This window comes from Sphingomonas sp. LT1P40, from assembly GCF_036663835.1.
In the GTDB taxonomy this organism is placed as follows: domain Bacteria; phylum Pseudomonadota; class Alphaproteobacteria; order Sphingomonadales; family Sphingomonadaceae; genus Sphingomonas.
In genome coordinates this window covers 2,132,964-2,145,996 of sequence record NZ_JAXOJT010000001.1, presented here as the reverse complement: position 1 = coordinate 2,145,996, position 13,033 = coordinate 2,132,964, and the positions used below count along the sequence as shown (strand labels likewise).

The window sequence follows — 13,033 nt, the reverse complement described above, 5'->3', positions numbered from 1 at the left end:
CTCTCCGATTATGCTTTTTATTCTGCGGCGAGTGGACCGTCGGGCACCAGCCGCAATCCGGCCTGACGCGCGCGGCGATGCGGGCCGCTGGCACTGCTCCAGCCGGGGGTCGCGCCGTTCGCCAGCGCCGCCTCGTCGATGGTAATGCCCAGGCCCGGCGCATCGCCCAGCCGGATGCCGCCATCGCCGATCTGCTGATCGACCGTCATGCCGGTGGGCCAGTTCAGATCCTGCACCTCGATCCCGATCATGTTCGGCATCGCGGCGGCGGCGTGGGCGATCGGGTTGGCGTCATAGCCGACCGGCGACACCGGCAGGTCGCGCGAGTGCGCGGCCATCGCCACGCGCAGAAAATGGGTGATGCCCCACACGCTGCCCGCCTGAACCACATCGACTGCCTTGGCGTCGAACAGCGGCGCGAACTGGTCGAGGCCGGTGAGGTTCTCGCCAGTGGCGACGGCGGCGCGGCATGCGCGGGAGATGCGCGCCAGCCCCGCGGCGTCCCAGCGGCGCACCGGCTCCTCGATCCAGGTCAGGTCGAGTTGCGATTCGATCTGTGCGAGGTGGCGGATCGCCTGCTTGACGTTCCACGCTTCGTTGACGTCGAGCATCATCGCCGGACGGGCGCTGTTGGCCGACAGCGCATCGCGCGCGGCGAGCAGCCGGTCGATATCGCGGGACAAATCCTTGCCGCCCTTGATCTTGGCCGAGGTGAAGCCGCGTTCGGCCCAGCCGTGATAATGCGCGGCGAAGGCTTGGTCGTCGAGACCGTAGCAAAGCCCGGAGGCATAGCCGGGCACGAAGCGGTCGAGCGCGCCGAGCGTGCGCCACAACGGCTCGTCCGCCATCTTCGCCTTCAAATCCCACAACGCCATATCGACTGCGGCAATCGCGCCATAGGTCGATCCCGCGTGCCCGCTCTTGAACACGTGCGACAGCATCGAATCGTATAGCGCGGTGACGGCGCGCGGGTCTTGCCCCTCCACTGCGGGGAAGACGCGTTCAATATCGCGGTGCTGGCCCAAACCGATCCCGGTCAACCCACCATCGGTTTCGATCAACAGGATCGGCACTTCGGTCACACCACTGTCCACGACACCGTTGACGTCGCCGACCGGCCGGCCCCAGTCGTGGGTCGTCGTCAGGCTGCGATATCCGGTGATCTTCATGTACGACGACGCCCCAAATCCGGGCGCACGATCCGCCCTTGCTCGAAACATAGTATGTATTATCTTTCCAAATCTGCAAGCCCTTGACGTATCGGGGGTTGCGGTTCCACCGTTCGGCAGCAATCACGGGGCGGATGAGTTTGAGCGAGAGCGGCGTGAGCGAGATGAATCGATGACGACAGCGACTCCAGCCGCACAGCGCGTCCGCCGCCGCCCGCGTCTGTCAACTGCGGTGGTCGAGGATCTGGTCAACGCCATCGTGATGGGCACCTATCCGATCGGCACCGCGCTGCCGCCCGAGAACATGTTGTGCGACATGTACGACGTCAGCCGCACGGTGGTGCGCGAGGCCACGACCGCGCTGACCGAAAAGGGGCTGGTGGTTTCGCAACAGGGGCGCGGGACGATCGTGCGCGACGGGCGCGCGTGGAACATGCTCGATCCGATGATCCTGTCGGCGCTGTTCCAGGGCGAGGAGGGGCTGGCCTATCTCGACAATCTGTCGGAGGTCCGCTCGCTGCTCGAATCGGCGATGGCGGCCAAGGCGGCGCGCAATGCCACCCCGGCCACAGTCGCGGAACTGACCGCACAGATCGAGACGCTGGAGGGGCTGGTGACGATGCCCTCCGCCTATATCCACGAAGACCTGAAATTCCACGACATCATCATGCGCATGTCGGGCGACCGGTTGAGCAAGGCAATCATCGACGGCATTCAATCGGAGGCGCTGCGCACACATGGGTATAGCGGCAAGCTGAGCGTCGAGCATGTGAAGGCGACACAGGCGGCGCACCGCAAGGTTTACGAGGCGATTGCGGCGGGCGATGGTGATCGCGCCGCGCTGGCGATGCGCGAGCATATTTCGGGATCGTGGGACAAACGGCGAGCGCAGCCGAGGGGTTAGGGCTGCTCGCTGAGCGCATAGATCCGCTCCATCTCGACCCAGGTTTGGTCCGACGCGAACGGCAGCGACTTCTGAAATCCGGCCATCAGCGCGTCCCATGCAGCAACGTCGGGGTTGGCCGCGTCGCGCGTCTGCTTGGCAGTAGGATCCGGGGCGGCATCGCTGTTCTGCTCCATTACCATGAACAACCGGTCCCCGACCCACCAGATTTCAAGTGACTCCACCCCGTCCGCGCGGATCGCTGCGTTGACGGCGGCGGGCGGGCCACCGGGTTCATGCCATTTGCGATAGGCGGCGATGCGCTCGGGATCGCCATGCAGATCGACGGCAAAGCAGCGGCGGACGAGTGGCATTTCCGAAAACTCCCTTCGCGCCGATTGACGCAGCGCGCCATCCTGCCCTAAACATAATACGTCTTACAACATAATGACGGAGTGGATGGTGCCAGGGCTGTACGGCAAACGCATATCCCGGCGCGACCTTTCCGCGCATTCCGGCGCGCTCTCGCAATTTGCAGGGGTGCGGTTGTCGACCTTGGGCGACGGCGTCGAGCGCGGCGTGCGCCAGCTCGAATTCCGCACCGGCAGCGGTCTGCGCTTCACCGTCCTGATCGATCGCGCAATGGACATTGCCGAGTGCGAGCATAATGGTCGCGCGGTCGGTTGGCACTCGCCGTCCGGCTTTCGCAATCCGGGGCTGCATGATTATGAGGGCGAGGGTGGGCTGGGCTGGTTCCGCTCGATGTCCGGGCTGCTGATTACCTGTGGCCTCGACCATGTCCTCTTCATGCACGACGACCCGGCGGGGCATTACAACTACGGACCTCGCGCGAATGTGTCGTCGTCGCTGCACGGGCGCGTCGGCACGATCCCGGCGCGGCTGACCGGCTATGGCGAGACGTGGAACGGTGACGACTGCGTGTTGTGGGCGGAAGGAATCGTCCAGCAATCGACCGTTTTCGGCGAAGACCTGCATTTGATCCGGCGGATCGAGGCGGACGTCGGCGGCGATGAAATCCGGCTGATCGACCGCGTGGTCAATCACGGATTCTACCGCACGCCGCATATGTATTGCTACCACATCAATGTCAGTCATCCAGTAGTGGCCGAGGGATCGCGCTATGTCGCGCCGATCCGCGACGTGATCTGGGCGGCGCATACCGACAGCTATCGGGCGCAGAACACCGGCTATCGTACCTTCCCCGCGCCGATCGTGAATTTCCATGAGCAAGTCTGGCAGCATGACATGGCCACCGATGGCAATGGCAAGGTCAATGTTGCGGTCGTGAACGAGGCGATCGGCTTCGGGTTCGAGGTCGAAACGCTGAAGTCGCAATTTCCGGCGATGTTCGAATGGCAGAATCTGCACGCCGGCCATTATGCGGTCGGCATCGAACCCTCGACCAACCACGTCATGGGCAAGGATTTCGCGCGAGAACGTGGCGAGCTGATCTGGCTGGAGCATGGCGAGGAGCGCCGTTACGACAGCGTGTTTCGGGTGCTGCCGAACGAAGCCGCAGTGGCTGATGCGGTGGCGCGGATCGAGGGTGTGGCGACGCAGCCAGCCGACGAATATCCTGTGCCATCCGGCGTGTTTCCGCCGATTGGTGGCGTGGCGTGAAGGGCCGGACGGTCCTCTACACCGGCGCGGCGGGCGGTCTGGGGCTTGAAACCACGCTGTTGCTGATCGAGCGCGGGGCGACCGTCGTTGCGATCGACAACGATCTCGCCAAAGTCGCGGCCCTGGAAGCTGCTGCGGACGGAAGCGAGCGGCTAATCGTGTCGACCGCCGACCTGTCCGACCTAGGCGCTTTTCGCGCGACGCTCGACCAACTGATCGACGAGACCGGCGGGTTCGACATCGTCATCAACAACGCCGCGATCTATCCCTCGAAACCGTTCGAGGATTACACGATCGAGGAGCATCAGGCGGTTCAGCGCATCAATGTCGATGCTGGAATCGTCGCGGTGCAGGCGGCGCTGCCGGGGATGCGGGCCAAGGGCTTTGGTCGGATCGTCAACGTTTCCAGCATCACGCTGTCCGGTGGCTGGGCGAACCTGTCGCCCTATGTCGCGTCGAAGATGGCGCTGGTCGGGCTGACACGGGCGTGGGCGCGCGAGTTCGGGCCGTATGGGGTCACCGTGAACGCCATCGCGCCGGGGGCCTTTCCGACCGACGCCGAGAAAATCCATCCCGATCCCGAGGGCTATAACCGGCTGGTGCTCGACGCGCAGTCGATCAAGCGGCGCGGAAATGCCGGTGACATCGCCAACGCCATCGCCTTTTTCGCGAGCGACGAGTCCGGTTTCATCACCGGCCAGACGCTGCACGTCAACGGCGGCTGGACCATGAACTAAAGGACTCGAAGTGACCAATATCCTGAGCGGCATTCGCGTGCTGGACTGTTCGATCGCGATGGCCGGGCCGTTCGCGGCGCAGCGCATGGGCGACATGGGCGCGGACGTGGTGAAGGTGGAGCCGACTACCGGCGAATGGCAGCGTCATGCGCCTGCCGGTGGTGCGGTGGGGAACGAAGTCAACGTCTCGTTCCTGTCGCTTAACCGCAACAAGCGCAGCCTGGCGATCGACCTGAAGGCGGCAGAGGGCAAGGCGCTGTTGCTGGAGATGGTCAAGGACGCCGACGTGTTTCTGCAGAATTACCGCCCCGGCGTGGCCGAGCGGCTGGGCGTGGATTACGCCACGCTGTCGGCGATCAACCCGCGCCTGATCTATGTGTCGATGTCCGGCTATGGCGAGGACGGGCCGTATCGCTTTTACCCGGGGCAGGACCTGTTGTTGCAGGGCATGTCCGGCGCGATGATGTCGGCAGGGATCGAGGGCGCGCCGCCATCCGCCGCCGGGCAATATCTGGTCGATGCGATCACCGCCTATTCGGCGTTCGAGGGTGCGCTGGCCGCGCTTTTCCACCGCGAACGAACCGGTGAGGGGCAGTTGGTTCAGGTCAACATGCTCGACGCGATTACGACGATCCAGATGCAGGAATTGTCGGTGTTCACGGTCGGCGGCGTTCCGCAGACGCGCTCTGCCGAGCCGCATGCGCACAGCTATATCCGTGCGCCCTATGGCGTGTTCGCGACGGCGGACGGGTATATTACCTTGGCGATGGCACCCTATGCCAAGCTGGCGGAATTGTTCGACGATCCATTCTTTGCCGATCTGGAGGACCAGCGCGACGGCTGGGCGATGCGCGACGACATCTTTGCGGCGGTGAAGCGCAATCTGGTCAAGCGGAGCAGCGCCGAGTGGCTGGAGGCGATGCGCGCGCGCGATATCTGGGCGGGGCCGGTCTATGGCTATGCCGATCTGGTCGACGATGCGCAGATCAAGCACAACGGCACGTTCGTCGAATATGATCACGCGAGCGAGGGCCGGGTGAAGGTGCCAGGATTTCCGATCCGTTTCTCCAAGACGCCGTCGACGATCGAACGCGGCGCCCCGCGTGTCGGCGAGCATAGCCGCGAAGTGCTGCGCGAGGCCGGGCTGGACGAGGCGGCGATCGACCGGCTGGTCGAGGCTGGCGTGATCAAGCAGCACGGATGAGTATTCCGGCGTATCGCGGTCTGACCTGGGACCATCCACGTGGCTATAACGCGCTGGCGGCGGCAGCGGCGCAGGCAGGTGCGTTGTCGCTGACGTGGGACAAGCAGTCGCTGGAAGGGTTCGAGTCCGCCCCGATCGCCGATTTATGCGCGCGTTACGATCTGGTGGTGCTGGACCATCCGCATGTCGGCGAAGCGGTCGCGAGTGATTGCCTGGTGCCGGTCGAGAACTTGTTCAGCGCTGACGAGATTGCGGGCTGGTGCGCGGCGGTCGCGGGGCCATCGCTGGCGAGCTACCATTATGCGGGCCAGCATTGGGCGTTGCCGCTGGATGCCGCGACTCAGGTGATGGCGTATCGGCGAGACGCGATCGAAATGCCGCCGATTTCGTGGGTCGCACTGCCCGACTTTGCTGCGCAGCATAAGGTGGCGCTGTCGTTGGCGGGACCGCACGCGATTTTGAGTTTTCAGTCGATCTGCGGGGCGTTGGGTGCCGGGCGGTCAGGCGACGATTTTGTCGACCGCGCGATTGCACGCGAAGCCTATGGGATCATGCTCGCGCTGACTGGCGAGGTGACGGTGCGGGCGCAGGCGTTGAACCCGATCGCGATGCTGGGGGCGATTGAGCGCGGCGAGGGGATCGACCTGTGTCCGCTCATCTATGGCTATGTGAACTACGCGACGCGCGGCGTCGGCTTTGCCGATGCGCCGTCCGGTCCCGGCGGACGTATCGGATCGACGCTGGGCGGCACCGGCATCGGCGTGTCGAAGCGGTGCGACTTAACGCCGGAACTGCTCGATCATCTGCGCTGGCTGATGTCGGAGCCGGTGCAGCGCGGTTTCATCCCCCAGCATGACGGGCAACCGGCGTTGCGATCCGCATGGCGCGATCCGGCGGTGAATGCGGCGACGGGCAATTTCTTTGCCGACACGTTGGCTACGGTGGAGGCGGCATTGCTGCGTCCGCGCCATAACGGCGCGATTGCGTTCCAGACGGCGGCGTCGGCGCGGTTGCGGGCAGCCTTGCTGGACCGGGAAGCGGCGGATGCCGTCCTCGACGACATCGAAACCTTCTATCGCAACCACCACCCCGCCGGAGCAGAGACATGACTACAGACTTGTTGTTCGGTGTGGCGGATTTCGTCGCCACCATCACCCTCAACCGGCCGGCCAAACTGAACGCGCTGACCCCCGACATGGCGGCGGCGCTGATCGCGGCGGTGAGCGAGTGCAATGGCAGCGATGCGGTGCGCTGCGTCGTCATCACCGGCGCGGGGGAAAAGGCGTTTTCCGCCGGGTCCGACATCACGACGCTGGATGGCTATGCGACGCCGTGGGATTTCCGCAATCGCGACGATTATTGCGACGCACTGCGGGCGTGCCGCAAGCCGGTGGTGGCGGCGGTCAACGGCTATGCGCTGGGCGGCGGGCTGGAGACGGCGATGGCGGCGGATATCCGCATCGCATCGACCAACGCGCGGTTCGCGGCACCCGAAATCAAGCTGGGCTGGATCGGCGGCGGCGGAATGGCGGCAGGGCTGACCTATGCGGCGGGGCCGTCCAACGCCGCGATGATGCTGTTGACGGGCGATATGGTGAGCGCGGAACAGGCGTTGGCCTGGGGCATCGTCAGCGAGGTTGTCGCGCCCGATGCGCTGACCGCCCGCGCTGCCGAGATCGCAGCGACGATTGCGTCGCGCGCGCCGATCGCGGCGGAAACGGCCAAGCTCAACTTGCGCGCGTCGCACATCATGCCGTGGGACAAGGCGATCGAGTATGAGCGCGACCTGCAGGCGATCTGTTTTGCGACCGAGGACGCGAAGGAAGGGCGTGCCGCCTTTGCGGAGAAACGTGCGCCGGTGTTTCGACGGCGCTAGGGTGCGGGGATGACCAAGCCCAAAATCCTGCTGACGCGACGCTGGCCCGATGCGGTCGAGGCGCGGCTGGCGGCCAGCTATGATGTGACTTTGAATGACGCCGATGTGCGGATGGATGCCGCCGCGCTGGCCCAAGCGATGCGCGATTATGACGCGGTCTGCCCGACCGTGACGGACAAGATCACGCGCGAGGTGATCCTGGCCGAAGGGCGGCGGGCGCGGATCATCGGCAATTACGGCGCCGGGTTCGAGCATATCGATCTGGACGCCGCGCGCGAGGCGGGCGTCGTTGTCACCAACACCCCCGACGTGCTGACCGACGCCACCGCCGATATCGCGATGACACTGATCCTGATGGCCACGCGGCGGGCAGGCGAGGGCGAGCGGGAACTGCGCGCCGGACGATGGCGCGGCTGGGGACCGACGCCGCTGCGTGGCCGGTCGCTGCGCGGCAAAACGCTGGGGCTGGTCGGCTATGGACGGATCGCGCGCGCTGTGGCGGAACGGGCGACTGCGTTCGGGCTGACGGTGGCGATACACAGCCGCAGCCGGGCGGCGGACGTGCCGGAAACTGACTATCATCCGACGTTGGCGGGGCTGCTGAGAGTCGCCGATATCGTGTCGCTGCACGCACCGGGCGGGGCGGCGACGCGGCACATGATCGACGCCGCGGCTTTGGCGACGATGAAGCCCGAGGCGGTGCTGATAAACACCGGACGCGGTTCTCTGGTCGATGAGGTGGCGCTGTCGGCGGCATTACGCGATGGCGTGATCGCGGCGGCGGGGCTCGACGTTTACGAACGGGAGCCACAGGTCGAACCGGCGCTGATTGCGTTGCAGAATGTCGTGCTGTTGCCGCATCTTGGATCGGCGACGCTGGAGACGCGCGAGGCGATGGGGATGAAGGTCGCTGATAACCTAGACGCGTTCTTCGCGGGGCGGGAGCCGGGTGACCGGGTCGCTTGAACTCGCCGCCGATGCGGTGACGCGCTGGCTGGCGGAGGGGCCGCGTCCGCTGATCCTGGGCATTTGCGGATCGCAGGGGAGCGGGAAGTCGACGCTGGCGCGCGGGTTGATCAAACGGCTGGGCGTGCGTGCCGCGACGCTGTCGCTCGACGACCTCTATCTGGGCAAGGCGGCGCGGGCCGAATTGGCGCGCGAGATTCATCCGCTGCTGGCCACGCGCGGGGTGCCGTTGACGCATGATGTGGCGCTGGGCTGTTCAATTCTGGCGGCGGTTAAGGCGGGGGAATCCGTGCGCTTGCCGCGTTTTGATAAGGCCAGCGACGAGCGCCTGCCGGAAGGCGAGTGGGTCGATGGCTCGCTCGATTTGCTGATCTTCGAGGGGTGGTGCGTCGGCGCGATTGCCGAGGACGATGTGTCGATGCCGGTCAACGATCTCGAATGCGAGGAAGACCCGGATGGGGTTTGGCGACGAGCGGTGAGTGCCGCACTGGCCGGCCCTTATCAGACGCTGTTCGCGAAGATCGACCGGCTGATCCTGCTCGCCGCACCCGATTTCGCAGTCGTCCAGGGCTGGCGGACGCAGCAGGAGGATGACCTGCGCGCCGCGCTGATCCGCGAAGGCCGCAATCCCGCGCTGGCGATGGATGCTGCGCAGATCGCGCGCTTCATCCAGCATTATGAGCGCATTACCCGCGCAATCCTGGACGAGATGCCCGGTCGGGCCGCTCTGACCCTGCGGCTCGACAGCGATCGCCATGTCGTAAGCTGACATCCGGGGTTGCGCCCCCTCTCAACATAATACATCATACAACAAATGATGACGGGAGAGATGAGTGCTTGAGGCGCGCGCAGCGTTCAGTCGGCGGACGGCTTTGTTGGGTGTAGGTGCCGCGATGGCGGCAAGCGCAGTGCAGGTGCGCGCGACCGGATCACTAACCGGCTTTCACGACGTGCGCGATTATGGCGCGAAGGGCGATGGCAAGGCGATCGATTCGGTCGCGTTCAACCGCGCGATCATGGCAGCCAGCCGCAAAGGTGGCGGGACGATCGTGGTGCCGCCCGGGCGCTATCTGTGCTTTTCGATTCGCTTGCAGAGCCACATCACACTGGTGCTGATGCCCGGATCGGTGATCGAGGCGGCGGACCCGAAAAAGCATAAGGGGCGCTATGATCTGCCCGAGGGTGTGTTCGAGGAGCAGCTGGTCGATTACGGCCTCGCGCATTTTCACAACAGCCTGATCTATGGTGACGGGGTCAGCGATATCGCGATCATCGGCACCGGTTTGATCCACGGGCTGGGGCTGGATCGTGAAGGACCGCCGCCGCGCTGGCATGGGCTGGCGGGCTGGAAATCGCCGAAGGAACAGGGGCTGAGCGCCGATGCCGCCCGCCGCGCAATCCCGCTGGAAATGGAATATGAAGGGCGGGGCATCAAGGCGATCGGACTGACGCGGTGCCGCAACGTCCTGCTCAAGGATTTCTCGATCCTGCAGGGCGGGCATTTCGCGGTCTACGTTCTGGGGTCGACCAACGTGCGGATCGACGGGCTGACGGTGGATACCGACCGCGACGGCATCGACCTGGATTGCTGCCGCGATGTGCGCGTGACCAACTGCGTGGTCAATGCGCCAAAGGACGACGCGATCGTGCTGAAAAGCAGCTATGCACTGCAGGAACCGGTGTTCTGTGAGGATGTGCAGGTCATCGGCTGCAAGACCAGCGGCTATCTGCTCGGCACCGTGCTGGACGGTACGTACCGGAAATCGCCTTATGTCTCGACCGACAATGTCGGGGTGCTGGGGCGGATCAAGCTGGGCACGGACAGCGCGACCGGTTTTCGCAATATCCTGATCGCCGATTGCCTGTGCGAGAATTCACGCGGGCTGCAACTGGGTGCGATCGACGGCGGGGTTCTGGAGGATGTGAGCTTTCGCGACATCAATCTGGTCAACCCGGTCAACCACCCGATCTTCCTGCGCCTGTCCGCCCGCAATCGCGCCCCGAGGGGGGCGGGCGTTGCCAAGGTTCGGCGCGTGCGCTTTTCGGACATTCAGGTGTCGGGCGCGCGGATGGAATATCCGTGCGGCATCGTGGGTATCCCGGACGGGATCATCGAGGATGTCAGCTTTCGCGGCGTGAACGTGACGGCGGCAGGCGGTGGCACAGCCGAGGATGCGGCGTGGGTCGTGCCGGAGCGGCGCAATTCGAGTCTGGAGCCGAGCTTCATGAAAACGCTGCCCGCGCATGGGCTGTATGCGCGGCACGTCCGCAATCTGAGCGTGAGCAATTGCAGCTTTGACGTCGCGACACCCGATGCGCGCCCCGCGATCGTGCTGGAGAATGTCGATGGCGCGGTGATCGACGGGCTGAGCTCGCCCAAGCCGCGTGCGGCGGCAGTGCGGGCCAGTGCGGGCAGCCGCAATATCGCGATCGGATCGGTCGAAACCCTTGTCGGAACAGGCGCATGATGAAACGGATCGGACTTATTCTGGCATGGCTGACGGCGCTGATCGCCGTGCCGGTGGTTGCACAGGAACTGCCGCTGGCCGAAGGCTGGCGTTTCGTGAAGGACGATGCAAAGGGCGCGGAACGCCCCGGCTTCGACGATGCGCGTTGGGCGCGGGTCGCGGTGCCGCATACCTATAATGCCGAGGATTCGGGGATCGGCGGGGCGAAGGCGCGCGGCGAGCCGGAGGGTGTCTATTATCGCGGTCCCGCCTGGTATCGCCTGAAGATCGACCACAAGCCGCAACCCGGCACCCGCTATCTGCTGCATTTCGGCGGCGCGACGCTGAAGGCCGATGTGTGGCTGAACGGCACGAAGGTGGGCGGCCATGCCGGTGGCTATGCCGCGTTCCGGTTCGATGTGACCAGCAGCCTGAAGGCGGGCGAAAACCTGCTCGCGGTGCGTGTGGACAATGCGAAGAACCCGCAAATCTCGCCGCTCAACGGCGACTTCAATATCTTTGGCGGGCTGTATCGTGAGGTGAAGCTGATCGCGACGCCCGAGTTGCATCTCGACCGGCTCGATCATGCGGGACCGGGGATCAGGGCGCGGACGGAAGCGCTGGGCAAGAACGCTGCCACGATCGGCGCGACGGTGGCGGTAGTCAATGATCGCGCCGCGCCAGCCAGCTTTCAGATCGTCACCCGCATTCTAGATGCGACCGGCAAAGCAGTGGCGACGCAGCGCAGCCCGCTGACGCTCGCCCCCGGCGCGCGCGGCACGGCGGAACAGAAGTTCACGCTGAAATCGCCGAAATTGTGGGAGGGGCGCAAATCCGCCTATCTCTACCGCGTCGTCAGCGACGTGGTGGCCAACGGTCGCACGATCGACAGCCAGTCGGTGCCGCTGGGCGTTCGCACCATCGCGGTGAAGCAGGACGGCACCGTGCTGCTCAACGGCAAGCGTTACCCGCTCTACGGCGTCAACCTCCAGCACCCGTCGCGCTATGGTCGCGGACCGATCGTCACTCAGGCTGAGATCGATGAGGACCTGCAACTGATGGACGAGATGGGCGTCACCGCCATTCGCCTCGCGCATATGCAGCACCCGCAGCGGGTGTACGACCGCGCCGACGAGCTCGGCATCCTGTTGCTGACCGAAGTGCCGCTGATCGACGACCATGATCAGTCGGACGCATTCCGTATCAATCTGGTGGCGCAGATGCGCGAGCTGATCGCGCAGACGTTCAACAATCCCTCGGTCGCGCTCTGGGGTATCGGCAACGAAATCCGCAAGTCGGATGCGGCGTCGAACCGCATCCTGGCCGAGCTGAACACGACCGCCAAAACGCTCGATCCGTGGCGCCCGACGACCTACGCGCATTGCTGTCTGGACGACAACGACCCGATCGCGCTGCACAGCGATACGGTGTCGTACAACCGCTATTTCGGCTGGTACTGGACCAAGTCGGAGGACATCGGGCCGTGGGCGGACGAGCTGCACGCGAAGATGCCGACCCGCCCGATCGGCGTCAGCGAATATGGCGCGGGCGCCTCGATCCTGCATCAGGAAGACCCGGTGGTGAAACGCCCCGAGTCCAACGGTTACTGGCATCCGGAGCAGTATCAGACCGATTTCCACGTCAAGCATTGGCTGGAAATGAAGAAGCGGCCGTTCCTGTGGTCGACCTTCATCTGGCTGGGCATCGATTTCCCGTCGTTCAAGCGCAACGAGGGCGACCGCCCGGCGATCAACGACAAGGGGCTGGTGACCGAGGATCGACAGACGAAGAAGGATGCGTACTATTGGTATCAGGCCAACTGGGCCGAGAAGCCGATGCTGCACATCACCAGCCGCCGCGACGTGGACAAGCGGACCAGCCAGGTGAAGGTCATGGTGTTCTCCAACCTGCCCACGATCGAGCTGCGGCTGAACGGCGGTGCGTGGAAGACGGTGCCGGTGACCGATCGCATGGCGACATGGACGATCGAGCTGACCAAGGGCGAGAACCGCGTCGAGGCGCGCGGGCGTGCTGCGGGCGGCACAACCCTCACCGACAACGTCACCTGGCGTTTTGCCACGCGGCCATAACGGCCCAACCCTCCCCCCTC

At 64.9% G+C, this 13,033-nt stretch carries 12 protein-coding genes; 10 read left to right on the top strand and 2 right to left on the bottom strand.

Annotation, left to right across the window (positions count from 1 at the left end; all coding sequences use genetic code 11):
- Positions 1-17: 17 nt before the first annotated feature.
- Positions 18-1,169 (bottom strand): mandelate racemase/muconate lactonizing enzyme family protein, encoded by a 1,152-nt coding sequence (locus U1702_RS10660; protein WP_332724216.1) that lies wholly within the window; start codon positions 1,167-1,169, stop codon positions 18-20.
- A gap of 172 nt (positions 1,170-1,341) precedes the next feature.
- Here U1702_RS10660 and U1702_RS10655 point away from each other — a divergent pair, with 172 nt between their 5' ends.
- The gene (locus U1702_RS10655; protein WP_332724215.1) at positions 1,342-2,073 is read left to right on the top strand and encodes a FadR/GntR family transcriptional regulator; all 732 of its coding nucleotides are present in this window, start codon (positions 1,342-1,344) and stop codon (positions 2,071-2,073) included.
- On the opposite strand, the gene U1702_RS10650 is transcribed toward U1702_RS10655, so the two are convergent.
- The gene (locus U1702_RS10650; RefSeq protein WP_332724213.1) at positions 2,070-2,426 is read right to left on the bottom strand and encodes an L-rhamnose mutarotase; all 357 of its coding nucleotides are present in this window, start codon (positions 2,424-2,426) and stop codon (positions 2,070-2,072) included. The genes U1702_RS10655 and U1702_RS10650 overlap by 4 nt on opposite strands.
- A 73-nt stretch (positions 2,427-2,499) precedes the next feature.
- Here U1702_RS10650 and U1702_RS10645 point away from each other — a divergent pair, with 73 nt between their 5' ends.
- The 9 genes from U1702_RS10645 (at position 2,500) to U1702_RS10605 (ending at position 13,013) form a co-directional block, all read left to right on the top strand.
- The gene (locus U1702_RS10645) at positions 2,500-3,693 is read left to right on the top strand and encodes an aldose 1-epimerase family protein (protein ID WP_332724211.1); all 1,194 of its coding nucleotides are present in this window, start codon (positions 2,500-2,502) and stop codon (positions 3,691-3,693) included.
- Positions 3,690-4,430, top strand: coding sequence for an SDR family NAD(P)-dependent oxidoreductase (locus U1702_RS10640; RefSeq protein ID WP_332724209.1), 741 nt, complete (start codon positions 3,690-3,692; stop codon positions 4,428-4,430). Before U1702_RS10645 ends, U1702_RS10640 begins: the two co-directional genes overlap by 4 nt.
- Before the next feature lie 10 nt (positions 4,431-4,440).
- A complete protein-coding gene (locus tag U1702_RS10635) occupies positions 4,441-5,634 on the top strand; it encodes a CaiB/BaiF CoA transferase family protein (RefSeq protein WP_332724207.1) in 1,194 nt (397 codons plus the stop codon).
- Positions 5,631-6,743, top strand: coding sequence for a type 2 periplasmic-binding domain-containing protein (locus tag U1702_RS10630; protein ID WP_332724205.1), 1,113 nt, complete (start codon positions 5,631-5,633; stop codon positions 6,741-6,743). The genes U1702_RS10635 and U1702_RS10630 overlap by 4 nt, the downstream gene beginning before the upstream one ends.
- The gene (locus U1702_RS10625) at positions 6,740-7,510 is read left to right on the top strand and encodes an enoyl-CoA hydratase/isomerase family protein (protein WP_332724203.1); all 771 of its coding nucleotides are present in this window, start codon (positions 6,740-6,742) and stop codon (positions 7,508-7,510) included. The genes U1702_RS10630 and U1702_RS10625 overlap by 4 nt, the downstream gene beginning before the upstream one ends.
- 9 nt (positions 7,511-7,519) lie before the next feature.
- Positions 7,520-8,476: a 2-hydroxyacid dehydrogenase gene (locus tag U1702_RS10620; RefSeq protein WP_332724202.1), complete on the top strand. Its 957-nt coding sequence runs from the start codon at positions 7,520-7,522 to the stop codon at positions 8,474-8,476.
- Positions 8,460-9,245 carry a kinase gene (locus U1702_RS10615; RefSeq protein ID WP_332724200.1) on the top strand — a complete coding sequence of 262 codons (786 nt, stop codon included), beginning with the start codon at positions 8,460-8,462 and terminating at the stop codon, positions 9,243-9,245. Before U1702_RS10620 ends, U1702_RS10615 begins: the two co-directional genes overlap by 17 nt.
- 124 nt (positions 9,246-9,369) lie before the next feature.
- The gene (locus U1702_RS10610) at positions 9,370-10,944 is read left to right on the top strand and encodes a rhamnogalacturonidase (protein WP_332724198.1); all 1,575 of its coding nucleotides are present in this window, start codon (positions 9,370-9,372) and stop codon (positions 10,942-10,944) included.
- Positions 10,941-13,013, top strand: a complete 2,073-nt coding sequence (locus U1702_RS10605; protein ID WP_332724196.1) for a glycoside hydrolase family 2 protein — start codon at positions 10,941-10,943, stop codon at positions 13,011-13,013. Before U1702_RS10610 ends, U1702_RS10605 begins: the two co-directional genes overlap by 4 nt.
- Positions 13,014-13,033: the final 20 nt, after the last annotated feature.